Below are 23,145 nucleotides of genomic sequence, written 5' to 3'. Positions count from 1 at the left end.
TCGATCGTCCGCACCGCATCGATCTCCCGGGCCGTCTCGGGCGGTGAGCGGGGCGTTACTCTGCTCGCGGAGGCTCGGTGGGGAGCGCGATGCGGTTCGGGATCCTGGGAGCGTTGTACGTCCACGGTGGAGTGAAGGTGACCGCCAACCGGGACCGTGTGGTGCTCGCCATGCTCCTGCTACACCCCGGCCAGGTGGTGCCGGTGCATCAGTTGATCGACGCTGTCTGGGCGGTGGATCCGCCGGCCACCGCGCGGGGACAACTGCAGAACTGCGTGTCCCGGCTGCGCCGGCTGTTCGCCGTCGCCGGCCTTCCCGTCGGTGCGCTGGTCACCGATCCGGCCGGGTACCTGATCCGGGTGGCCCCCGGCGACCTGGACGCCGACGTCTTCCGCGGCCTCGTCACCGCGGGCCGGCGGGCCGTGGGCGCCGGCCGGCCAGCGGACGCCCGGCGTGACTTCCACGCCGCGCTGGCCCTGTGGCGCGGCCCGGCCCTCACCGGCATCGAGAGTCCCGCCGTCCGGGCCGGTGCCCGGGCGCTGGACGAACAGCGGGCCGTCGTCATCGAGGAGTGCGTGGAGGTCGAACTCGCCCTCGGTCGGGGCCGCAACCTCGTCGACGAGCTGACCGGCCTGGTCGAGCAGCATCCGCTGCGGGAACGGCTGCGGGGCCAACTGATGCGGGCGTTGTGTGCGGTCGGTCGGCAGGCCGACGCGCTCGACGTCTATCGCACCGGCTACCGGATCAGCATCGACGAGCTGGGCATCGAACCCGGACCGGCGCTGCGCGACCTGCACCGGCGGATCCTGGACGGCGGCCTCGACGGCCCGGACGGAGGCGACCGGCCGGTCATCCCACCACGCTCGCTGCCCCCGGTGACCGCCGACTTCACCGGCCGGGACGAAGCCGTGACGGCCCTGCTCAAGGAGATCGACCAGGCCGGTGCGGAGGCACCGTGCGTTCAGGTCATCGACGGCATGCCGGGCAGTGGCAAGACGACCCTCGCCGTGTATCTGGCCACCACGCTGGCCGACCGCTATCCGGACGGCCAGCTCTTCGTCGACCTGCATGGACACAGCCGGCGTCGCCCGCTGACCCCGGTCACGGCACTGGACATCCTGCTGCGGCAGCTCGGCGTGCCGAGCGAGCGGATACCGGCCGAGCTGGACGACCGGATCGCCCGGTGGCGCAGCGAACTGGCCGGCCGGCGGGCGGTCATCGTGCTGGACAACGCGGCGAGCGCCGCCCAGGTGGAACCGTTGCTGCCCAACGCGCCGGGTTGCCTGACCCTGGTGACCAGCCGCCGCCGGCTGGTCGGGCTGGACGGCGTACGTCCGCATCCGTTGTCGCTGCTCACGCCGGAGGACGCGGCGGAGCTGCTGGCCCGGGTGGGTGGCCGGCAGCGGGTGGCGGCGGAGCCGGAGATCGCCGCGGAGGTGGTCCGTCGGTGCGGGTACCTCCCGCTGGCCATCAGGATGGCGGGGGCCCGGTTGGCGCACCGGCCGCGCTGGCGGCTCGCCGACCTGGCCGAGCGGCTGGGCGGGGACGGGCCGCTGTTGGCCGGGCTCACCGCCGAGCAGCGCACCGTATCGGACGCCTTCGCCCTGTCGTACGAGCAGTTGAGCGGCCCGGCGCAACGGATGTTCCGGCTGCTGGGGCTGCATCCCGGCGGGCACTTCGGCGGGTACGCGGCGGCGGCGGTGGCCGGCCTGTCCCTGCCGGCGGCCCGCGACCTGCTCGACGAGCTGGTGGACGCCCATCTCATCGAGGAACTGGCGGCCGACCGGTTCCGGTTCCACGACCTGCTTCGCGAGTACGCTCGTGGCCTGCTCACCACCTCGACGGACCCGACCGAGGTCGAACGGGCCCGGCTCGGCCTGCTGGACCTCTACCTGCGGGTGGCGGCCCAGATCGGGCGCAGCCTCGAACTGCCGATGAGCGCGTACGAGATACCGTGGCCCGCCCGCCGTCCGGACCTCGTCGAGTCATGGACGGCGCGGGGCCGGGCGTGGTTCGAGGCCGAGCGGTCGAACCTGGTGGCGCTTGTGGACTGGGCGGCCCGCTCCGGCTACCGGGAGCACGCCTGGCGGTTGGCCCGGGCCGGCTGGCGTTGGTATTTCCTCGCCGGTCATCTGGACGACCTGGTCATGACCCACACGACCGGACTGCGCGCGGCGGAGGAACTCGGTGACGACGTGGCGGCGGCCACCATGCAGAACTACCTCGCCTCGGCCTACTACCGGTTCGGCCAGTTCCAGCGGGCGATCGACGCGATGGTGGCGGTACTCCGGTTGCGGCAGCGGATCGGTGACGTGAACGGGCAGATCAGCGCGCACGGCAACCTGACCGCACCGTACGACTATCTGGGTTGGCCGGAGCTGGCCGAGCGGCACGGCAGGCAGGCCCTGGAGCTGGCCCGCCGGCAGGGTGATCCGGGGGTGATCGCCAGCGTGCTCAGCTCGTACGGGACGATCGTCATGCATCAGGGTCGTTACGACGAGGCGCTCGTGGCGTTCCGCAACAAGATGCTGCTGGCCCAGCAGGTGGGGGATCGGGGGATCGTCGCGGGCGCGTTGCACGACATCGGTCTGGTGCGGGCCCGGCTCGGTGAGTACGAGCCGGCGCTACGCCGGTTCCGGCTGGCGCTGCGGGCCAGGCTGGCGCAGGGCGACCAGGCCGCCGTGGGCGAGATCCTGAACGGGATCGGGAGCGTCGAGCTCGCGTTGGGTCGGCCGCGCGACGCGATTGTCCGGCACCGCGAGGCACTGTCGGCGATGGTGAACGGCGGGCACCTGGCCGGGGTCTGCGCGACCCACAACGACCTCGGGCGGGCGCTGCTGGCCATCGGCGACGTGACGGCGGCGCGGGAGGCTCACGAACGGGCTCTCGGGCAGGCGAGCCGGATCGGGTTGCAGGCTGAGCGGGCACGCGCGCTGGACGGGCTCGGCAACTGCCTCCGGGGGACCGATCCGTCGGCCGCGCGGACGTACTGGCTGCGCGCCCGGGGGCTGTACCGGCAGCTCCTGATGCCGGACTGGGCCGACGTCGAACGGCGGTTGGCTGAGCTGGACCGAGCGGCCACCGATCCGCCCGGGTCCGGAAAACCCGCCGGTTGACCCAGTGCGGGTCAGGGTGCGGACACGCCGGGGACCGGTGTGGACGTGACCGTCAGCCGCAGTAGGCCGCCACCGGGACCACCCAGTTCGAGACCTCGCTCTCCAACGCGGTGATGTCCTTCTCCGTCTTCAACCCGGCGAAGAACGCCTCGTCTTCGGCGCTCGCCGCGATGGCGTCGGCCGCCTTGGCGCCCGCGGCCTGGAAGTCGGGGTCCAACGCCGCTCCGGTGCTGGTCCGGACCTGGGTCGCCAGGTCGTTCGCGCGCTTCTGGGCGGCCTGCTTCGCCTTGTTCGCCTCCGCGGTCTTGCCCGCCTCCCGGTGGGCGATCATTTCCCCGAGCCCCGTGCCGAACGCCTTCACACCGGCGTTCAACGAGGTGTCCAACTCGGCGCAGACCTTCTGGGTGTCGGCCGTGTAGTCGGCCGCGGCCGGGCTCGGCGAGGCGCTGGTGGGCGCGGCCGAGGAGGGCCCCGCGTCGGTCGAGCCGCCGTCACTGCCGCAGCCCGCGAGCCCGGCCAGGACGCCGGACAGCGTGAGCGCCACGAGGCCGCGTCGCATCTGGTCCCCTTCGTACGTGTTGTGCGAAAGTCCTGTTGTGCGAAATCCGGGCCTTCCGCGGAGCCGTTCTGGGCCCTCGGGGCACGGTACGGGGATCGGGCGAGCGCCGTCCACCCGGACATCCCGGCGCGCGGCGATCATCTGCGAACCGGCCGGTGGCGCGGCAGGATGGGGGCGTGACGACTCCAGAGGCTGCCGGATACCGGATCGAACGCGACACGATGGGCGAGGTCGAGGTTCCCGCCGACGCGCTGTGGCGGGCACAGACGCAGCGCGCGGTGCAGAACTTCCCGATTTCCGGACGCGGGTTGGAACCGGCGCACATCCGCGCGCTGGCCCAGATCAAGGGCGCGGCGGCCCAGGTCAATGCCGATCTGAGGGTGATCGACGCGGAGGTCGGCGCGGCGATCGCCACGGCCGCGGCGCATGTTGCCGACGGCGGCTACGACGACCAGTTCCCGATCGACGTCTTCCAGACCGGCTCCGGCACCTCGTCCAACATGAACGCCAATGAGGTGATCGCCACGCTGGCCGCCCGGGAACTGGGCCGCGAGGTGCATCCGAACGACGACGTCAACGCCTCGCAGTCCAGCAACGACGTGTTTCCCTCGTCCATTCACCTCGCCGCGACGCACGCCGTCGTGCACGACCTGGTCCCGGCGCTGGAGCACCTGGCCGGTGCGCTGGAGGCGAAGGCGGAGGAGTTCGCCACCGTGGTCAAGGCGGGCCGAACACACCTGATGGACGCCACGCCGGTCACCCTCGGGCAGGAGTTCTCCGGGTACGCCGCGCAGGTCCGGTACGGCGTGGACCGGCTCTCCTCGGCGTTGCCCCGGCTGGCCGAGTTGCCGCTGGGTGGCACCGCCGTCGGCACCGGGATCAACACCCCACTCGGGTTCGCCGCCCGGGTCGTCGACCGGCTGCGCGAGCAGACCGGCCTGCCGGTGACCGAGGCGCGGAACCACTTCGAGGCGCAGGGCGCCCGGGACGCGCTTGTGGAGACCTCGGGCCAGGTGCGGACCGTAGCGGTGGGGCTGTACAAGATCGCCAATGACATCCGCTGGATGGGCTCGGGTCCCCGGGCCGGCTTGCGTGAGCTGCGCATCCCCGACCTCCAGCCCGGCTCGTCGATCATGCCCGGCAAGGTCAACCCCGTGGTCTGCGAGGCGGTCCGGCAGGTCTGCGCGCAGGTGGTGGGCAACGACTCCGCCGTCGGCTTCGCCGGATCGCAGGGCGACTTCGAACTGAACGTGATGCTCCCCGTGCTGGCCCGCAACCTGCTGGAATCGATCCGGCTGGTGTCCGCCGTCAGCCGACTACTGGCCGACCGGTGCGTGGCCGACCTGGCCGCGAACGAGGACGTCTGCCTCGCGTACGCGGAGGGTTCGCCGTCGATCGTCACACCGCTGAACCGGCACCTGGGGTACGACGAGGCCGCCTCGATAGCGAAGGAGGCGCTGGCCCAGGAACGGTCGATCCGCGAGGTGGTGCTGTCCCGGGGGCACGTCGAGGCCGGCAAGCTCACCGAGGAGCAACTGGACGAGGCCCTGGACGTCCTCCGGATGACCCACCCCTGAGGATGCCTCTGACCTGATTCGCGCCGGTCAGCTCAGCGCGCGGGCCACCGACTCGGCCGCCGTGCGGACCTGCTCGCCGACCGTCCCGACGTCCAGCGGAGCCAGCGCCACCACCCCCACGCTGGCTTCCAGGCCAGGCACGCCGAGGACCGGCGCCGCCACCCCGTACGCCCCGGGCTGCAACTCGCCACTGGTGGCGACCGGCCGCGACTGACCCGCCCGGCCGGCGAGGATGGCCTGGCCGGCGGCTCCCCGGTCGAGCGGGTGTCGGGACCCGGTTCGGTACGCCACATGGAACGCGGTCCAGGTCGGCTCGACGACGGCGAGGGCCACCCCCTCCCCGCCCTCGACGACGGTCAGGTGGGCGGTCGCCCCGGCCTGCTCGGCCAGCTTGCGCAGCGCCGGCAGCGCACCCTCGGCGAGCAGCGGCTGCGCCCGCCGGGCCAGGTGCAGCACCCCCGCTCCCAGGCGGAGCCGGCCGCCGGTGTCCCGGCGCACCATGCCGTATTCGGTGAGCGCCCCGACCAGCCGGTAGACGACCGCCCGACCGACCGCGAGCCGGGTCGCCGCCTCGGTGACCGTGAGGCCGTTGGGCGCGTCCGCGACCAGGTGCAGCAGCCGCAGACCGCGGTCCAGCGTCTGCGCGGACTCACCCGTTCGCCGCGCCTGGTGGTCGGTCGTCTCCACCACCGCAGCGTACGGCTCCGGTCGAGACCGGAACCGGACCGGCGGCCACGGCTCCGGTCGATGCCGGGGCCGGGCCGGCGGCTACCCTGGGAAGGTGAGCCTTCGTCTGTACGACACCGCCACCAGATCGGTGCGGGACTTCGTCCCGCGGGAAGCCGGCAAGGTGGGGGTCTACCTGTGTGGGCTCACGCTGCAAGGACCACCGCACATCGGCCACCTGCGTTCGGGCGTCAACTACGACGTGCTGCGCCGCTGGCTGACGCGGTCGGGCTACGCCGTCCGGTTCGTTCGGAACCTCACCGACATCGACGACAAGATCCTGGTGAAGTCGATCGAGCGGGGGGAGCCGTTCTGGGCGATCGCGTACGCGAACGAGGTGCGGCTGGCCGCCGACTACCGGGCACTCAACGTGCTGCCCCCGACCTACGAGCCGCGAGCCACCGGCCACATCCCGGAGATGCACGAGCTGATCCGGGAGCTGATCGACCGCGGTCACGCCTACCCGGCGGCGGACGGCTCCGGTGACGTCTACTTCGACGTGGCCTCCGACCCGGCGTACGGCGCGCTGTCCGGGCAGTCCCCCGACGCCATGCAGTCGGCGGATGACGCACCCGACCGGGCCAAGCGCGATCCCCGCGACTTCGCGCTGTGGAAGGGCGTCAAGCCGGACGAGCCGGCCGACGCGTACTGGCCGTCGCCGTGGGGCCGCGGCCGGCCCGGCTGGCACATCGAGTGCTCGGCGATGTGCCGGCGCTACTTGGGTGACGAGTTCGACATCCACGGTGGCGGGCTGGACCTGATCTTCCCGCACCACGAGAACGAGATCGCCCAGTCGCGGGCGGCCGGGCTCGGCTTCGCCCGCTACTGGGTGCATCACGGGCTGCTCAGCCTCGCCGGGGTCAAGATGGGCAAGTCGGTGGGGAACGCGCTCGGTCTGGAGTACGTGGCTGAGCTGGGGGTGCGGCCGGTCGAGTTCCGCTATTACATCGTCGCGGCGCACTACCGCTCCCTGATCGACTACACCGAGGAGTCGCTGCGCGAGTCGGCCGTCGCGTACCGGCGGATCGAGGGCTTCGTGCGTCGGGCCGCCGAACGGATCGGCCCCGGGGGCCTCGGCGACCTGCCCAAGGGCTTCGTCGACGCGATGGACGACGACCTGAACACCTCGGCGGCGCTGGCCGTGCTGCACGACGTGCTCCGGGACGGCAACACGGCGCTCGGCGAGGGTGACGACGCGGCCCTGCGTTCGGCGCTCACCGCCGTGCGGGCGATGCTGGGCATCCTCGGCGTCGACCCGCTCGACCCCGTGTGGGTCGGCGAGGACCAGGCCAGCGACCTGCGAGGAGTGGCCGACGCCCTGGTGGCGCTGGCCCTCGAACAACGGACGCAGGCTCGCGCGCGTAAGGACTGGGCCGCGGCGGACGCCGTGCGCGACCAGCTCAACCAGGCCGGCATCGTGGTGGAGGACACTCCGCACGGGCCGCGATGGACGATCGGAGAAGGTAACTGATGCCCGGCAACTCGCAGAACCGCAGCCGGCGGGTGACCTCCAAGCGGGGCGCCTCGAAAGGCTCCGGGGGTAAGCACCGGGACGCCCTCGCCGGCCGGGGGCGCACCCTGCCCGCGGACGAGCGGCCGTGGCACAAGGGTTACTCCGGCACCGAGAAGCTGCCGCAGCGCACGGCCTGGAAGCAGGAGAAGGAGCGCCGTGCGGCGGCCGAGGAGGGCCGCACCCCCAAAATCGGCAAGCCAGGCACGAAGGACACCACCTGGGGCAAGGGTGGCGGTCGCGGCGTGCCGCCCGCGCGTGCCGGTCGCGGCGGAGCGCCGGCCCGGTCCGGGCCGCGGGTCGCTCCCGGTCGCCGGTCCAACCCCGCCCGGGAGGCTCCCGAGCTGATCGTCGGCCGTAACCCCGTCCTGGAGTCGCTGCGCACCCAGGTGCCGGCCACCGCGTTGTACGTCGCCCAGGGCATCGACATCGACGACCGGGTCAACGAGATCGTGCGGACCGCCTCCGACCGGGGGATCGCCCTACTCGAGATCAGCCGGGCCGAGCTGGACCGGATGACCGGTGGTGTGCTGCACCAGGGCGTCGGGCTCCAGGTGCCGCCGTTCGCGTACGAGCCGTTCGACGACCTGGTGGCGGCGGCGCTGGAGCAGACCGCGCCGCTGCTGGTGGCGCTGGACGGCGTCACCGATCCGCGCAACCTGGGTGCGGTGATCCGGTCGGCCGCGGCGTTCGGTGCACACGGTGTGTTGGTACCCGAGCGGCGGGCGTCGGGAATCACCGCGACCGCCTGGCGGACCAGCGCTGGCGCCGCGGCGCGGGTGCCGGTGAGCCAGGTGACGAACCTGACCCGGTCGCTCAAGGCGTGCCAGAAGGCCGGGTTCCTGGTCGTCGGCCTGGATGCCGACGGTGGGACCAGCCTGTACGACCTGGAGGTCGCCGTCGGCCCGCTGGTGGTGGTCGTCGGCTCCGAGGGTCGTGGCCTGTCCCGGCTGGTCGGCGAGACGTGTGACCTCCAGGTCAGCATCCCGATGGTGTCGGACGTGGAGTCGCTCAACGCCAGCGTGGCGGCCGCCGTGGCACTGGCCGAGGTCGCCCGGCGCCGCACGGACCACTAGAGAGTGCCGTACGAGTCGTATGTCCACCTTCTGGGCGGCCGGATTGGCCGTCCAGCCCAGCGACGTGCCAAGTTCAGAGGAATCGTCGACCCAGCACCATTCTGGATATAGGCTGTTTCCGTTCCGAGCGGAACGGGCGAATTACCAGAACTAGGTGATGGGAGCGAGCGTGCAACCCTCACGCACGGCCCCCGCTGAAGCGCCAGAGCGAGAGGTCGACATCCTCCGGCGTGCAATGACGCTCGTGCAGGAACGCCTGCCGCCTGGCTGGTCGATCCGCCTTTCCAGTGATCAAGAGGCAGAGCGCCGGATCGACGGTGTTGCTGAGTTGACCGCTCCTGACGGAACCACTGCGGTCTTCCTCATCGAGGCGAAGCGCTCCTTTGTCACGAGCGACCTTGCCGCCGCACTTGACCGGATACGGTCCCACCGCCTTCCTCGCGTCGCCCGTCCGATGCCTCTGCTCGCCGCGCGATACCTCGGCTCTTCCGTGCGCTCGTGGCTGGAAGAACGGGGGGTGTCCTACGTTGACGCCACCGGCAACATGCACTTGAGGCTTGAGCAGCCAGCAATGTATATGCGCGACAGGGGTGCTGATCGGGACCCTTGGCGTGGACCCGGCAGGCCGCGCGGGACGCTCCAAGGCCCCCCGGCGTCTCGTGTCGTTCGTGCCCTGATCGACTTCGTCGAGCCAATGACGGTCCCTGAATTGATACGCCTGTCTGGAGCCTCGACCGGCGCGACGTACCGAGTTGTTGAATTCCTTGAGCGCGAGGCCCTTCTAAGGCGTGGACAGGGCGGTCGGGTAGTTGAGGTCGAGTGGCGTCGTTTACTGGAGCGGTGGAGTGAAGACTACGGCTTCCAGAGCAGCAACAGTGTGACCAGATGTTTGATTCCGCGGGGTCTGCCTGCGCTAGAGGAAAGTCTGCGCGATGCTCAAGGGCTTCGCTACGCATTGACAGGTTCGCTGGCGGCTCACCGGCTGGCCCCCTACGCCCCCGTTCGGTTGGCGATGGCATACGTCGATGACGTGAGTCAGACAATTGAAAAACTAAGCCTACGTCCTGTCGATAGCGGTGCGAATGTGTTGATAGCTCATGGTAAGTACGATGTGGTGTTCGATCGCGTGGAGCAGGACGACGGCCTGACATTCGTGGCTCCTAGCCAGGCCGTTGTCGATCTGCTGACTGGCCCTGGGCGGAGCGCTGCCGAGGGCCAGGAAGTCCTTGATTGGATGGAGAGGCATGAGTCGTCATGGCGACGGCAACCTGCTGGTAGCCGCGCGTAGCGCGCTGCTGGACGCCCTGGATGCACTCAAGGAACATGCCGATGCTGTCATCGTGGTGGGAGCACAGGCAATCTATATGCACACCGGAGCGGCACCCGTTGCGCTGGCGGAAGCGACCAAGGATTGTGATCTTGCATTGGAACGCGGTCCCTTGGGCAGGTGCCGTTGTTAGAGGAGGCCATGCGGTCGGCGGGATTCCATCTCGACGTACGAACGCAGCAACCCGGTGCCTGGCTGAATCCTAAAGGGATACCCGTCGATTTGATGGTTCCGGAAGCGCTTGCTGGCGGTTCCGGTCGGCGCGCTGCCAAGATTCCGCCGCACTCTAGGAGCGTCGCGAGGAGAGCGGTTGGATTGGAAGCCGCAGTGGTAGACAACGCGCCTGTCAGGGTGCACACGCTTGCCCCTGGGGACAGTAGGATATACACAGCTAATGTGGCTGGTCCCGCCGCATTGCTGGTCGCCAAGCTACATAAGCTAGGGGAGCGACAGGGCACGCCTCTCCGCCTTGTCGATAAGGATGCGCATGACGTCTTCCGTCTGCTGGTAGCCGTGCCGACAGCTAAGCTCGCGGCCAGTTTGGTGGCCCTGCTGGATGACGAACTGGCGGGAACTGTTACCAATCAAGCCCTGGTGTTCCTCAAAGAGCTCTTCGCGGCGAGCCACGTTGCGCCAGGATCAGTAATGGCGGGAAGGGCTGAGGAAGGAATCGGCGATCCGGCCGTCGTCTCTGCCGCCGCCTCCGCTCTGGCGGAGGATTTACTAAGCTCGCTCGGGCATGTCGACCGATAGCTTGGTGCGGCACGAGGAAGGGGCGGCCCGTGTCAGCGGGCCGCCCCTTCTGGTCGATCGAATCAGATGCGCGCGCCAGTCACCGCGTGGAACGCGTGGTGCTGGTCGGTACGCGGGCGGACGTACACGGTGTCGCCCATGCTGGGCATCGTCCGGCGGTCGGTCCGGACGACGAACCGCTCCGAGCTGCCGGCGATGTCGGCATGGCCGTAGACGTTGGCGTCCGAGCCAAGGTCCTCCACCAGTTCCACGACGACCGGCAGGCCACCCTCACCGGCGCCGACAAGGTCGCAGTCCTCCGGGCGGAAGCCTACGGTCACCTTGTCGCTGCCGCCCTCGGCCTTGGCCGCCGCCACCTGCTCGCGGGTGAGTGGAACGGTCATGTCGGCGAACACGCCACCGTTCTCGTTCAACGACACCGTCTTGATGTTCATGGCCGGCGAGCCGATGAAGCCGGCGACGAAGACGTTCGCGGGCTTGTCGTACAGGGTCCGGGGGGTGTCCACCTGCTGGAGCACGCCGTCCAGCATGACCGCGACCCGGTGGCCCATGGTCATGGCCTCGACCTGGTCGTGGGTGACGTACACGGTGGTGATGCCGAGCTTGGCCTGCAACGTGGCGATCTGGGTACGGGTTTGCACCCGGAGCTTGGCGTCGAGGTTCGACAACGGCTCGTCCATGAGGAAGACCTGCGGCTCGCGGACGATCGCACGGCCCATGGCCACCCGCTGACGCTGGCCACCGGAGAGCGCCTTCGGCTTGCGGCTGAGGAACTCCTCCAACTGGAGCAGCGCCGCAGCCTCCTTGACCCGCTTGTCGATGTCCGCCTTCGACGTCTTGCGCAGCTTGAGGGCGAAGGCCATGTTCTCGTACACGGTCATGTGCGGGTAGAGCGCGTAGTTCTGGAAGACCATCGCGATGTCGCGGGCCTTCGGCGGCAGGTGGGTGACGTCGCGGCTGTCGATGTAGATCGAACCTTCGTCGACGTCTTCCAGGCCGGCGAGCATCCGCAGGCTGGTGGACTTTCCGCAGCCGGAGGGGCCGACCAGGACGAGGAACTCGCCGTCGCCGATCTCCAGGTCGAGGTGGTCGACCGCGGGCCGTTCGGTGCCCGGGTAGATCCGGGTCGCCTTCTGGTACGAGACGGTGGCCATGGGGGGCTTCCTTTCACCGGCAGGAACGTGCCGGACGATCCGAGTGAAGGAGCGGCCGGACGAGTGTCCGACCCACGGCCGGCGCGCCGGGCGGCCGGGGATAGGCAGCGTCGGGGTGTCGTCCGTGTCACTGCACCGTAAACGGAAAATTCTTCGGTGCCAAGGTCAGGATCTCGCGGGGTGCTTGCCCTGGGGCACATAACGGTCACTCGGGCACTGCAGGACATCAATCGCCGCAGGAGCAGATGCGCTCTGGAACGAGCCCGCTACGTGGCATGACGTGGTGTGTCGGGGAACCGACGCTTCCCTGTCGCGCGAGTCCCTCGCTGCCCGGATAATCACCGGCCAGTAGCTATGCTGACCACGAACAACGCCCCTGTAGCTCAGTTGGCCAGAGCACTCGCCTTGTAAGCGAGATGTCGCCGGTTCGATCCCGGCCGGGGGCTCCAAGCACCGCAACGGGTGCCGCCAGCGGATCACCGCTGAGCGTCGACGTGGACCAGGTCGGCAGCCTCCCGCTGCACGAGCCCGTCCTGCTCCGTCTCGACCGCTGCCATGAGTCCCAGCCTCCCCGGTACTTACGCGAGGGTAAGTACCCCACTCTGAAGTCCGTACTAGCAGGCAGGGCCGAGCAAGGAAAGGATTGAACCAGGACAAGAATTGCGAGGAGCGCAAGATGCAAACGGACCCTGAGCGCGTGAGCGTGCTCGGCCTGGGCGCGATGGGCGGCGTGCTGGCAGCGGCCGTCGTCAAGGCCGGGCACCGGACCACCATATGGAATCGAAGCGCGGGCCGCGCCGACGGCCTCGTCGCGGCCGGTGCGATCGAGGCCGGCACGGCGGCCGAGGCGGTGCGGGCTGGCGAACTGGTGGTGGTGTGCCTGTTCGACCACGCGTCGATCCACGAGGTCCTCGACCCGGTCGCCGCGGACCTTGCCGGCCGGACCATTGTCAATGTCACGACGACCACACCTGCGCAGGCGCGGGAACTGGCCGGGTGGGCAGAGAGGCTAGGTGCCCGCTACGTGGACGGCGGGATCATGGCAGTGCCGGAGATGATCGGCGGCCCCGACTCGCTGGTGCTCTACAGCGGCGCGCAGGAGGCTTTCGACCGGCACCGGCACGTGCTGGACCGCTGGGGCCGGAGTGAATTCCAGGGGTCGGACGCCGGTCTCGCCTCGCTCGTTGACCTGGCCATGCTCGCCGGCATGTACGTCATGTTCGCCGGATTCCTGCACGGCGCGGCGATGGTCGCTCCGGCCGGCATCCCGGCGCGCCGGTTCGCCGCACTCTCCGCACCTTGGCTGACCGCGATGACCACCGCGTTCGACGGCTACGCCGAAGTGATCGACGGTGGCGACTACACCGTCCCCGGCCAGCAGACTCTGGTTTTCTCCGACCTCGGGGACATCGTCGACGCCAGCGTCGCGCAAGGCGTCGACCCGTCTGCCGTCGCGATGGTGCAGCAGCTCATCCGGCGACAGATCGACGCGGGCTACGGCGCGGACGGGTTCGCCCGCATCTACGAGAGCCTGCGTTCGCCAGCGGCCGCAGTCCGCTGACACCGCAGGAGCGGCACAGACCACCCACCCCGGGGCGGGCGACCGCTGCAGGCGCAGCCGCTCGACCGATCCGATCGCGAAGGAACCACCATGTACAGAACTGATCCTCCTCAGCCGGTCACCATCATCGGGCTCGGCCCCATGGGGCGAGCCATGGCCGCCGCACTACTGCGCGCCGGACATCCGCTCACCGTCTGGAACCGGACCCCCGGCCGCGCGGACGAGCTCGTAGCGGCAGGCGCGAAACTGGCCAGCACGCCTGCGGAAGCGGTCGCCGCGAGCCCGCTGACCGTCCTCAGCCTCACCGACTACCCGGCGATGTACGCGATCCTCGACGACGCGGCGCAGGGGGGCGCGCTGGCGGGTCGGACCGTTGTGAATCTCAGTTCGGACACGCCCGCAGCTTCCCGCGACGCCGCCGACTGGGCCGCCAGGCACGGGGCGGACTTCGTCACCGGCGGCGTCATGGTTCCCGCGCCCGTCGTCGGAACCCCGGACGCCTACGTGTACTACAGCGGACCGCGAGACGTTTACGACCGGCACGAGCAGGTGCTGAACGTGATCGGGATGCCGAAGTACCTCGGCGACGACCATGGCCTGGCGCAACTGTTCTACCAGGCGCACCTCGACGTGTTCCTGACCTCCCTGTCGAGCCTGCTGCACGCCACCGCGCTCGTCGCCTCGGCCGGTGTCGACCCGGCGGACTTCCTGCCCGACGCGTTGCAGACGCTCACCGACATCCCGGCGATGGTCGGTGACGGAGCGTCCCTGGCCCGGGAACTCGCGGCCGGCGAACACCCCGGTGACCTCAGCACGGCTCTCATGATGGGTGCCACCGCCGAGCACATCCTGCGTACCAGTGAGGCGTCCGGTGTGGACGCCGAACTCCCGAAGGCAGTCAAGTCGCACTACGACCGGGCGATCGCCGCCGGTATGGGGAAAAGGAACTGGACCGCACTGTACGAGGTGATCCGCGCACAACGCTGACCCACCGTGCCGGGCAGCCGCGACGGGGTCTGTCTCCTGGGCCCGTGGCAGGCCGCGCTCGCGTCACCGAGACTCAGGAGACAGACCCAACGCATAGCGGCGCAGCCGTACCGGGCCGCCTTCGGGGTTGGTCCAGCCGGCGGTGGTGGTCCCGGTGTGCTGCCAGCCGGTCCGCTCATAGACGGCGATCGCCGCGGCGGACCGGGGATCATCGACGATCTCCAGGGTGAGGCTGCGGTGACGCTCGGTGGCCCATCGGCGTGCCTCGCCCAACAGCCTGCTCGCCAGATTGTGTCGGCGGGCGGTCGGGGCGACGAACAGGCGGCCAACCTCGGCCACGCGTGTCGAGGCAGCAGCCACCGAGGCAGCGCCGGTCGGGGGTTCGGGACGGTGTACGGCGACGTGACCGACCACGACATCGTCCGCGGTCACGGCCACCCAGGCATGCAGCGCGTTGTCCGGGGACAGCCAGCGGACCGGGTGGGCAGGCCAGTTGAGCGGATAGCGGTCGAGGCGATGCACGTCGGCGAGGACCGCGACACAGCGGTCCAGGTCCGCCGGCTCCCGGTCCCGGATCGTGTGGCCGTCCACCTGACCATTATCGCGACGTCCGCCGTCCGTGCTGGCGGTGGTCCTGCCGGACGGAACGGGGTCAGTGCCGAGCCGGCGTTCCGATGGCGGTGGACGGCCGGCTCAGGTCGCCGACCGCGTCGGCGTAATAGACGCTGCCGCCGAGGTGGAACGCGACCTGGCGCAGCGTCCATGCCTCGCCCTCCGGCCGGTCGAGGCGTTCGTCGTCGACCGCGCACAGCCGGACCGACCAGATCTGCGCCAACCTGGTCAGCCGGCTGCGGGCCTCGGCCAGATCCTCGTCGGTGAACGGCGCCAGGTCGGCCGCTGTGGTGATCGCCGAGGCGTGCCAGTGGTCCGGCAGTGGTGGCCGGCCGGCGAGCCGTGCCTCGAACTCGGCCAGGTGGTCGACGAGGTGGTCGGCGATCCGCCGGATGGCCTTGTGTGGCGTGTAGACCCGGTCGTCCCGGCGGATCGGTTCACCGTCCCAGACCGGCCAGGTTTCCGCGAGCCGCAGGGCGTTCTCGACCATTTCCTCGATCACCCGGGCCGGATGCCGCTTGTCGGTCACCGGTACGTCGTCGCTCATCCTCACTCCTTCGGAGTACGGCGGGAACGTTAGCCGCCCGACGGTTCGGCGCCGGGCGAAGGAATAGACCCGGACATCGGACGGCCACCGGTGAGACTGGATCACCGGCGGCCGCCCCGGCCCGGGTCAGCGCGGTCCGTACGCCTTCGGCAGCCGCATGCGGCGGTCGGCCAATGAGCTGGCGTACCCGGCCCGGTGGTTGGCGATGACAGGTGACAGACGTCACTGGGGCGCAACCTTCCGGCCGCGGGATTCCGTACGTCCGTGGACACCGGAGCGAGAGGCTGGTTGATGCCCGAGCCTGAAGGCTTTGACGAGTTCGTCCGCGGCTGCTCACATCGGCTCTTCCGGGTGGGCTGCCTGCTCACCGGCGGTGACCTGGCTCGCGCGGAGGACCTGGTGGCCGAAGCGCTGGCCCGGGTCTATCTGGCCTGGCCTCGGGTACGGGCCGGGGACGCCTTCGGCTACGCCCGCCGCACGCTTGTCAACCTGCACACCGACTGGTGGCGCGGGCTGCGCCGCCGTGCGGAACTCGTCACCGACCGGGTGCCCGAGCTGTCGAACGCTGCCGACCACGCCGGCGCCGTCGCGCAGCGGGACAGCGTCACCCGCTCACTTCTCCGGCTCACCCGGCGGGAACGCGCGGTCGTCGTCCTGCGGTACTTCCTCGACCTCACCGAACAGGACACGGCGAACGAACTCGGCGTCTCGGTCGGCACGGTGAAGAGCACGAACGCCAGGGCCCTGGCCAAGCTCCGAGTTTCCCCCGAGTTCGTGGGATCGCCCGTTCGGCGGCACCGCCAGCCGCCGGCCGTCGCCGTACAGCGTCAGGAGACACCGTGAAGAACGTTGACGACCTGCGTCACGCGCTTGAGACGGAGACCGCCGGTCTCTCCGTAAACCTGCCGGCCGAACTCGTCCGCACCCGGGCGCGGCGGGTTCGGACGCGTCGGGCCGCTCTGGTGACGGCGTCGGCCCTGCTCGCTGTCGGGGCGTTGACGGTGCCGATGGTCAGCCTTCCCGGTGGTTCGTCAACCCGGTACGAGGCCGGCGCGGTGCCGTGTCCGACCGGGCCGGCAGTCGCCCCGCTCGGGACACCGGTCGAGACGGGTGCCGTGCTCAACGCCGCGGACAACACCCCGCGCTGGGACGTGCTGCTGAACCTGGGCGGATTCCCCGACAACCCGCTCTTCGGTGTCGAGTTCCGGGATCGCGTCACCGGCACCCGCGGAGTGTGGGACACGGTCGACCTGGTACGCGCGCCGAACGGGGACATCGCCGGGAAGCGCGGTGGTGACCCGACATTCAGGTTCTACAGCGCCCAACTCGCGCTGGGGGGGACGGACGTTCTCGACGTGGGCGTGTACGCCGGTCGGGCGGGCGCCGTCACGGTGGCCTCCGGGGGTCGGGCGGCCGACGCCACCATCAGCCTGAACGAGGCCACCGGTTGGACCCTTTTCTGGGTCCGACGGCCGGCCACACCGTCGCCACCTGACGCCGACGCCGGAGCGGTCGAATCCGAGGGCCCTGGGGGGCTGACGCTCACCGCGTACGACGGTGCGGGCCGCCGGTTGGCAACCGTCACCGGTGGGTTCCTCGTTGGAGCGGCGGTGCAGAACCCCCGGGACGGCCAATCGGCACAGGAGGCTCCCGGTTCGACCGGCGCTCCGGCCTCGGCGGGGTGTTGACGTCGGGCACCCGGAGGCCCTCCGCCCACTGCGGGACAACTCGACCCGCGGTCGGCCGGCGTTCGCCCCGGGCCACCGACGTCCGGACCAGGCGTCTCGTCAAATGGGTCGATGTTGCCCTGATCCTGCTCGCCCTCGCGGCGCTGCTAGCTACCCAGAAGCACCGCATGATGGGCGATGGGTTGGCCCGTTACCACGCCCTGACCGAGTTACTCGGGCAGCATCGCATCCCCGAAACCGCCTATTCCATGATCGGACCGCTGTTCGCCGCGCCACTGTGGTGGGTCGGCCGGGTGACAGGTGATCCCCAAGGTTGGGTCGGCTACTACAACTCGATCCTCTTTGGCCTGACCATTGTCGCCCTGTACCTGACAATGCGCCGCCACGTGGAGCCGGGCCTGCTGCGGCGATTCCTTCTCCTCCTGGTCGCGGGTGGCATGGCCGCTCCGCATCTGGTCGACTTCTACGGGGAGATGTTCACCGTCAGCACCGTGGGCGTCGGGCTGCTCGTCCTGGCGCGACGCGACGCGCCTCCCGCCGCTCGGCCGGTCGCCTGGACGGCCATCGTGCTGGGCGTCGCGAACACCCCCGCCGCACTGCTCGCGCTCATGATAGTGGCGGGCATCGAAGCCGTGCGACGTCGTCGACTGACTCCGCTGGCATCCGTCCTCGCCGCGTCGGGGCTCATCGTCGGGGAGTCCTGGCTACGGCGAGGCAGCCCGTTCGCCACCGGGTACGCCGACAACCACGGGGTCGAAACCTTCATGCCCTACTCGGGCCTCGCCGGCTTCTCCTATCCGATGCTGCTCGGCGTCGCCGCTATCGTGTTCTCGTTCGGTAAGGGTCTGCTGTGGTTCACCCCCGCCTTGTTCCTGCCAGTTCGTGGGCGACTCGGCGCTCCGTTTCGAGCCGGGCCAGGCATTGATCTCGGCTACGCGTGGTTGTTGTGGGTGTCTTTCACCGGTGGTCTGATCATTGTGTACGGGAAGTGGTGGGCATGGTACGGCGGCATGTACTGGGGGCCCCGGTTCTTCCTGATCGCGATCCTTCCGGCCGCCCTCGGGCTCGCCGCCCTACTCGGTGATCCAACGGCTGGTCGGCGTTCGTCCACGACGGCGTGTGCAACTCTGACGCTGTCGGTCTGGGTGGCCGCCGACGCCATGGCGTTCGGGGAACTGTGGCCCGGGATCTGTTATCAGGACGGATACCGGCTGGAGGCGCTGTGCCTGTTCACGCCGGAGTTCAGCGCCCTGTGGTATCCGTTCGTGGCGCGGCCCGACCTCAGCGGGACACAGCTTGGGCAACTGGCCCTTCACGCGCTGGTCCTCGGTTGGCTCGGCGTGCCGGCGGTGGCCCGGTTGGCGCGGGACGCACGCATTGCCGCCCGGCGCGACGCGGGTTGGCGCATCCAGCGCGACGGTAGCGGTCCGATGGCCGCCAACCAGCGTGACGGTACGCAGGCGTACAGCGAACGGACCGCCGGCGACCCGAGCGGGTCACCGGCGGCCGTCCCGACCAGGGTCAGCGCGGGTCGTACGCCTTCGGCAGCCGCATGCCGCGGTCGGCCATGATCTGGCGTACCCGGTCCGGGTAGTTGGTGATGATGCCGTCGACGCCCAGGTCGATCAGGGCCTCCATGGTGGCCGGGTCGTCGACGGTCCACGGGACGACCCGCAGGCCGCGGGCGTGCGCCGAGTCGATCATCGTGCGGTCCGGGTAGAACCGGAAGCCCGGGTCACCGATCTTGCCGTTCTGCGGGAAGCCGTAGACCGGCGACAGCGTGGTGACCCCCGGGAGGCTGTCCGCCGCGGCGACGACGTTGCCGCCGAAGTCGTCGGCGTCGATGCCGCCCAGCCACGGTGACGCGCCGGGCTGGCCTACCTGGAGGAAGTCGTAGTTGGTCAACGCCACGAGTGGCAGGTCCGGGGCGAACCGGTGCATCACCCGCAGCGCGCCCCAGTCGAACGACTGGACGGTCACCTGCCGTTCCAGCCCGGAGGCGCGGATCTCCTCGAAGACGCGGCGGACGAAGAGCTGGCGCGGCGCGGTCTGTTCCGGTGCGCCGGCCTCCACCTTGGTCTCGATGTTGAGCATGACCTTCTTGGCGCGGTACCGCTTGACCAGATCGAACACGTCCTTCAGCTCGATCATGCGGGCACCCGGGATCCGCTCCTGCTCCGGATGTCCCGGCAACTGCTGGAAGCCGCAGTCCATGGTCTTGATCTGGGCCAGCGTCAGGTCCTTGATGTACTTGCCGACATACGGGTACATCGGGTCACTGGCCCGGACCGGGCGGGTATCGCGGCACTTCTGGTCGCTGACCTTCCGATCGTGGGTGACCACCACCTTCCGGTCCTTGGTGACCTGGGTGTCCAGTTCCAAAGTGCTGACACCGAGGCGCAGCGCCTTGGCGAACCCCTCCAGCGTGCTCTCGGTTGTCAGGCCGAGGCCGCCGCGGTGCGCCTGTAGGTCGAAATGGGTCTTCTGAGGTCGTACGCCGGGACCGATGGCAAGCGGCGCGGCGGAGACCGTCGCGCCGGCCGTCGGCGCGGCAACCGCCGGCCTGGCGAGCATCGACGCGGCAAGTACCGGCACGATGGCCAGCCCCGCCAGGACGTGGCGCAGGGACATGCTCAACTCCGCTCCATAGCGTCTGGGACAGGCCGGACGGTATGCCCGATCGCGGCCGGCGCCGTGGCCACCGGATGAGGGCGTCGTGAACGCTTCTCGAAGTCCGTGGGTGAAGTCAGATCTGCCGGGTCCAGGCCACCACGAACGTGGCCCCGACCAGCGCGAGCAGCAACGCCACCGGGACAACCCAGCGGCCGGTCGGGCGGCCGGTGAGGGCGGCGGTGAGTCGGCGGTGCACCTCGACGACGAGCGCGCCGAAGGCGAGGCCCGCTGCCATGATCGGCACGCCGACCAGGAAGTGCGCGAGCCACGCCCCACCCCGGCTCGGCCCGCCCCAGGCGGTGTCATATGGCCCGGGATCCACCACCCCGTACAGCACGCCCCGGGACACGAACAGCAGCACCAGCCCCACCGGGATCAGCGCCGTTGCGCCGAGCAGCAGGCTGAGCGCGGTGTGCGTGGCCGTCCGGGACCAGCCGGGCCGGCGGGTGGGCGGCAGCGGCGGGACGCCGAGCGGCCGGCGGGCGGACGGCAGCGGCGGGACGCCGAGTAGCCGGACCGACAGGTTCCGCCACCAACGTACGGCCGGCTCCGGCCGGCCCGCCAGTACGACGGCCAGCGCCGCCACCGCGACGGGCAACAGCAGGGCGCAGTACGTCAGACGGCGCGTCGCCCCGCGAAACATATCGATCATCGTCCGCATGAGCGGCAGCGTAGGTTGGTGCCCGGTCTCGTGGGATCGGTCCGTGGATTGACCCTCGGCCCATACCAGGGAGTGACGGCGTTTCCCGTGTGCGATCAGCTTTTGACGCGGCGCGACGTAGTGTTACTTCGGCGTCAGCAATGCGTAACCGTGTTCGATATGTGACACATCGATTGTCATGACGTCACCGAACGGACGATGTCGGTCAATGCGAACGTAACCCGAAGATGTGTCAGTGGATCGACCTACCTCCCTCCTCATGCTCGTCCTCGGTCTCGCCATCGGTCTCGTCGCCGGCACGAAGCTGGCCGTGGCCCGCCGGGCCTGGAAGGACTACACAGTCACCAAGTCGAGCGTCGCCGGCCTGCGGAAGACAGCGTGGACGCTGCGCCGGGGGGCGTTCACCCGGGCCGGCCTGGTGATCCTCCTCCTGATCGCCGCGATGAGCTACGCGGCGTCCGGCCAACGCTGAGGGGTCACGCGGGGGCCGGCGCGGGTCGGCCCCTGGCCAACGCTGAGGATCAGGCGGGGGTCACGCCCCCGAGCGGCGCGGGTCGGCCCCTGGCGGCGAGTAGGCCGCGAGGGCGGATCGACCACACCGGCTCGGTCCGCACCCCGTACGTGCGGAGGATGTGGTTGGCCGCCAAAACGCCGGTGGCGGCGGAGCGTTCCATCAGCGCACTCGGGAACGACGTGCGGATGCCGTCCCCGCTGAGGTACACCCCGGCCGCGCCGGTCCGTACGCCGGGCCGGGTCGCGTGGCCACCCGGTCGGAACGCCGGTGCCTGCGCCTCCACCCGGGCGCGCAGCTCCACCACCGGCAGGTCGGCCACCTCCGGCCACAGCGTCGCCAGCTCCCGGCGCATCCGTTCCGCCAGCTCCTCGGCCGGTACGCCGGGCTCGCAGGCGTACGCGTGCAACTCCACGACCGAGCCGCCGGTGCGCCGGGCCCACCGGCCCGGTTCCTGTTCCAGCCGGTGATAGAGAGTCACCGAGTCCAGAGTGGACTGGCGGGACACCCCGCTGAATATCGGTCGGTCCGGGCGCACGTCACCACCGAGCCAGTAGCGGGCCACCGCGTACGGCGGACCGGCGGCGGTCACCGAGCCGGTCGTGCCGCCCGGGACGGCCGCGGCGAGGTCCGGTGACGCCTCGGCGAGCGTGGCCAACGCCGGCGGGTCGACCGCCAGCACGAGATGTGGTGCGGCGTGCATACCGTCGGCGGTCCGCACCCGCCAACTGTCTCCATCCCGTTCCACGCCGAGCGCCGGCCGGTCGGTGAGCACCTCGGTCCCGCGTGCCGCGACATAGTCGGCGAGGGGTCGCCAGATGGCGGTGTCGTAGTCCTGGTACGGCGCGTCGAACGCCAACCCCTCGGGATTGCCGAGCAGGTAGAAATGGAAGTTCGCCACCATCTCGGCGGCGGAGTAGTCCGCCTCCAGGTTGAAGAACGAGTGCGAGAAGACCTCGAAGAGCATGGCCCTGGCCCGGTCCGGCAGCCGGAGCGAGTCGAGCAGCGCCGCCGCCGTGGTGCCGTCCCACTCGGCGAAGGTGCGCTCCGGGTCGTACGCGAGCAGCGGCAGCGCCGCCTGACCGTCCATCGTGCGCAGATCCCGCAGCCGGAGGCTGGGGCTGCGGGCGACCAGGGTGAGCAGATTCAGCGGCGGTGCGGCGGGCAGCCGGCCGAACTCCTCGGTCGGCCAGCTCGCGGACAGCACCGGATAGCCCGGCACCGGCCGCAGGAAGTCCAGCTCGTCGTCGACCCGGCGCAGGATCGACCGCCAGTTGTAGTACTGCCGGAAGAAGGCGTGGAAACCGTGTTCGACGACCTGTGGGGTGCCGTCGGCCAGCCGGTCCGGCCACGCCGCCAGCCGCCCACCGAGCCAGGGTCGGGCCTCCAGCACCCGTACCCGCACGCCGCGTTCGGCGAGCACGACGGCCGCCGACATCCCCGCGATGCCCCCGCCGACCACGATCGCCTCGGCCCCGGCGGGGGCCCGCTCGGCACCGCCGTCACCCGGCTCGGCGACCTCCCGCCGTACGCCGAGCAGCCGACCCAGCGGTCGTGAGATATCAGCCACGGGAGAGCCCCTTGTCGTCGCCGGATGGAGCGGAAGCGTTCCTTCCTAACACGGCGGAGCAGGACGGCGCGCGGTCTGAGGGCGGCCAGACGTACTCCAGGTCGTCCGCGATGTCGCCGAAGAGCGGCCGGTAGAAGTCGGGATCCTTGCGCAGCAACGACGACCGGTGGCTCAGATGCAGGTCGTCCCGTCCCAGCCAGGGCGGCAGCTCGCCGACGGCGGCCAGTTCGGCCTGCTCGCGTACCAGGGAAGGGCCGCAACCGGCGGCGAGGTCGGTGACCAACGTGGCGGCGCAGGTGTCCGCCCGCCCGCCGGCCCGCCACACCGCGCAGATGTCCAACCCGTATCGGACCAGCGCCTCCTCGTAGCCGGCCCACATCTTCACCGCCGGATGGTTGCGCCAGCCGTAACCCGGCCTGGTCAACCCGCGCAGCACCTGGATCGTCTCCACCCGCTGCTTGCCGAGCCGTCGCGGGTCCAGCGTGGTCGCGGTACGGGCGAAGTCCGGGTACGGCAGGAAGGTCTGCACGGATCTGC

General features: G+C 70.4%; 21 protein-coding genes and 1 tRNA gene. 13 read left to right on the top strand and 9 right to left on the bottom strand.

What is annotated here, in order from left to right; genetic code table 11:
- Window positions 1–89: 89 nt before the first annotated feature.
- Window positions 90–3,116 (top strand): BTAD domain-containing putative transcriptional regulator, encoded by a 3,027-nt coding sequence (locus ACFQUZ_RS25860; protein ID WP_377446629.1) that lies wholly within the window; start codon window positions 90–92, stop codon window positions 3,114–3,116.
- A 52-nt stretch (window positions 3,117–3,168) separates the two neighbouring features.
- Here the strand turns inward: ACFQUZ_RS25860 and ACFQUZ_RS25855 are convergent, their stop codons facing one another.
- Complete coding sequence (locus ACFQUZ_RS25855; protein WP_377446627.1) at window positions 3,169–3,675, bottom strand: hypothetical protein; 507 nt, start codon at window positions 3,673–3,675, stop codon at window positions 3,169–3,171.
- Between the two features lie 176 nt (window positions 3,676–3,851).
- Here ACFQUZ_RS25855 and ACFQUZ_RS25850 point away from each other — a divergent pair, with 176 nt between their 5' ends.
- The gene (locus ACFQUZ_RS25850) at window positions 3,852–5,252 is read left to right on the top strand and encodes a class II fumarate hydratase (RefSeq protein ID WP_377446625.1); all 1,401 of its coding nucleotides are present in this window, start codon (window positions 3,852–3,854) and stop codon (window positions 5,250–5,252) included.
- A gap of 27 nt (window positions 5,253–5,279) precedes the next feature.
- Here ACFQUZ_RS25850 and ACFQUZ_RS25845 read toward each other — a convergent pair whose 3' ends face one another.
- Entirely contained in the window at window positions 5,280–5,939 is a 660-nt protein-coding gene (locus tag ACFQUZ_RS25845) for an IclR family transcriptional regulator (RefSeq protein WP_377446623.1), read from the bottom strand.
- Between the two features lie 94 nt (window positions 5,940–6,033).
- Between ACFQUZ_RS25845 and cysS the strand changes: the two genes are divergently transcribed.
- The 4 genes from cysS to ACFQUZ_RS25825 all read left to right on the top strand — a co-directional run bounded on the left by cysS (window position 6,034) and on the right by ACFQUZ_RS25825 (window position 10,644).
- Window positions 6,034–7,449, top strand: coding sequence for a cysteine--tRNA ligase (cysS, locus tag ACFQUZ_RS25840; protein WP_377446622.1), 1,416 nt, complete (start codon window positions 6,034–6,036; stop codon window positions 7,447–7,449).
- Window positions 7,449–8,564, top strand: a complete 1,116-nt coding sequence (gene rlmB, locus ACFQUZ_RS25835) for a 23S rRNA (guanosine(2251)-2'-O)-methyltransferase RlmB (RefSeq protein WP_377446620.1) — start codon at window positions 7,449–7,451, stop codon at window positions 8,562–8,564. The genes cysS and rlmB overlap by 1 nt, the downstream gene beginning before the upstream one ends.
- 235 nt (window positions 8,565–8,799) lie before the next feature.
- The gene (locus tag ACFQUZ_RS25830) at window positions 8,800–9,852 is read left to right on the top strand and encodes a hypothetical protein (protein WP_377446618.1); all 1,053 of its coding nucleotides are present in this window, start codon (window positions 8,800–8,802) and stop codon (window positions 9,850–9,852) included.
- 435 nt (window positions 9,853–10,287) lie between these two features.
- Entirely contained in the window at window positions 10,288–10,644 is a 357-nt protein-coding gene (locus tag ACFQUZ_RS25825; protein ID WP_377446616.1) for a hypothetical protein, read from the top strand.
- A 62-nt stretch (window positions 10,645–10,706) separates the two neighbouring features.
- On the opposite strand, the gene ACFQUZ_RS25820 is transcribed toward ACFQUZ_RS25825, so the two are convergent.
- On the bottom strand, window positions 10,707–11,798 hold the full coding sequence (locus ACFQUZ_RS25820) for an ABC transporter ATP-binding protein (protein ID WP_377446614.1): 1,092 nt from the start codon (window positions 11,796–11,798) through the stop codon (window positions 10,707–10,709).
- Between the two features lie 372 nt (window positions 11,799–12,170).
- Between ACFQUZ_RS25820 and ACFQUZ_RS25815 the strand changes: the two genes are divergently transcribed.
- From ACFQUZ_RS25815 to ACFQUZ_RS25805, 3 genes are all read left to right on the top strand, one after another.
- Window positions 12,171–12,247, top strand: a tRNA-Thr gene (locus tag ACFQUZ_RS25815).
- A gap of 194 nt (window positions 12,248–12,441) precedes the next feature.
- Window positions 12,442–13,359: an NAD(P)-dependent oxidoreductase gene (locus ACFQUZ_RS25810; RefSeq protein WP_377446613.1), complete on the top strand. Its 918-nt coding sequence runs from the start codon at window positions 12,442–12,444 to the stop codon at window positions 13,357–13,359.
- 90 nt (window positions 13,360–13,449) lie between these two features.
- A complete protein-coding gene (locus ACFQUZ_RS25805) occupies window positions 13,450–14,346 on the top strand; it encodes an NAD(P)-dependent oxidoreductase (RefSeq protein ID WP_377446611.1) in 897 nt (298 codons plus the stop codon).
- Between the two features lie 63 nt (window positions 14,347–14,409).
- On the opposite strand, the gene ACFQUZ_RS25800 is transcribed toward ACFQUZ_RS25805, so the two are convergent.
- Together ACFQUZ_RS25800 and ACFQUZ_RS25795 are read right to left on the bottom strand one after the other, a co-directional pair.
- The gene (locus tag ACFQUZ_RS25800) at window positions 14,410–14,937 is read right to left on the bottom strand and encodes a GNAT family N-acetyltransferase (RefSeq protein ID WP_377446609.1); all 528 of its coding nucleotides are present in this window, start codon (window positions 14,935–14,937) and stop codon (window positions 14,410–14,412) included.
- A 61-nt stretch (window positions 14,938–14,998) separates the two neighbouring features.
- On the bottom strand, window positions 14,999–15,505 hold the full coding sequence (locus ACFQUZ_RS25795; RefSeq protein WP_377446607.1) for a hypothetical protein: 507 nt from the start codon (window positions 15,503–15,505) through the stop codon (window positions 14,999–15,001).
- Window positions 15,506–15,796: 291 nt separating this feature from the next.
- Here ACFQUZ_RS25795 and ACFQUZ_RS25790 point away from each other — a divergent pair, with 291 nt between their 5' ends.
- The 3 genes from ACFQUZ_RS25790 (at window position 15,797) to ACFQUZ_RS25780 (ending at window position 18,764) form a co-directional block, all read left to right on the top strand.
- Window positions 15,797–16,348 (top strand): SigE family RNA polymerase sigma factor, encoded by a 552-nt coding sequence (locus ACFQUZ_RS25790; protein ID WP_377446606.1) that lies wholly within the window; start codon window positions 15,797–15,799, stop codon window positions 16,346–16,348.
- A complete protein-coding gene (locus ACFQUZ_RS25785; RefSeq protein ID WP_377446604.1) occupies window positions 16,345–17,193 on the top strand; it encodes a hypothetical protein in 849 nt (282 codons plus the stop codon). The genes ACFQUZ_RS25790 and ACFQUZ_RS25785 overlap by 4 nt, the downstream gene beginning before the upstream one ends.
- 167 nt (window positions 17,194–17,360) lie before the next feature.
- A complete protein-coding gene (locus ACFQUZ_RS25780) occupies window positions 17,361–18,764 on the top strand; it encodes a hypothetical protein (protein ID WP_377446602.1) in 1,404 nt (467 codons plus the stop codon).
- Here ACFQUZ_RS25780 and ACFQUZ_RS25775 read toward each other — a convergent pair.
- Both ACFQUZ_RS25775 and ACFQUZ_RS25770 read right to left on the bottom strand, forming a co-directional pair.
- Window positions 18,715–19,824 (bottom strand): glycerophosphodiester phosphodiesterase family protein, encoded by a 1,110-nt coding sequence (locus tag ACFQUZ_RS25775; protein WP_377446600.1) that lies wholly within the window; start codon window positions 19,822–19,824, stop codon window positions 18,715–18,717. The two genes, ACFQUZ_RS25780 and ACFQUZ_RS25775, sit on opposite strands and share 50 nt — an antisense overlap.
- Before the next feature lie 115 nt (window positions 19,825–19,939).
- Entirely contained in the window at window positions 19,940–20,527 is a 588-nt protein-coding gene (locus ACFQUZ_RS25770; RefSeq protein WP_377446599.1) for a hypothetical protein, read from the bottom strand.
- 235 nt (window positions 20,528–20,762) lie between these two features.
- Between ACFQUZ_RS25770 and ACFQUZ_RS25765 the strand changes: the two genes are divergently transcribed.
- Window positions 20,763–20,999: a hypothetical protein gene (locus ACFQUZ_RS25765; protein WP_377446597.1), complete on the top strand. Its 237-nt coding sequence runs from the start codon at window positions 20,763–20,765 to the stop codon at window positions 20,997–20,999.
- A gap of 49 nt (window positions 21,000–21,048) precedes the next feature.
- Here the strand turns inward: ACFQUZ_RS25765 and ACFQUZ_RS25760 are convergent, their stop codons facing one another.
- Complete coding sequence (locus ACFQUZ_RS25760) at window positions 21,049–22,608, bottom strand: FAD-dependent oxidoreductase (RefSeq protein WP_377446595.1); 1,560 nt, start codon at window positions 22,606–22,608, stop codon at window positions 21,049–21,051.
- Window positions 22,601–23,137, bottom strand: a complete 537-nt coding sequence (locus tag ACFQUZ_RS25755; protein WP_377446593.1) for an MSMEG_6728 family protein — start codon at window positions 23,135–23,137, stop codon at window positions 22,601–22,603. Before ACFQUZ_RS25755 ends, ACFQUZ_RS25760 begins: the two co-directional genes overlap by 8 nt.
- Between the last annotated feature and the right edge of the window lie 8 nt (window positions 23,138–23,145).

Source organism: Plantactinospora sp. GCM10030261 (assembly GCF_042666615.1).
Lineage (GTDB): Bacteria > Actinomycetota > Actinomycetes > Mycobacteriales > Micromonosporaceae > KBS50.
Note: the sequence above shows the minus strand (reverse complement) of the source record. Positions and strands in the feature narration are given on the sequence as shown.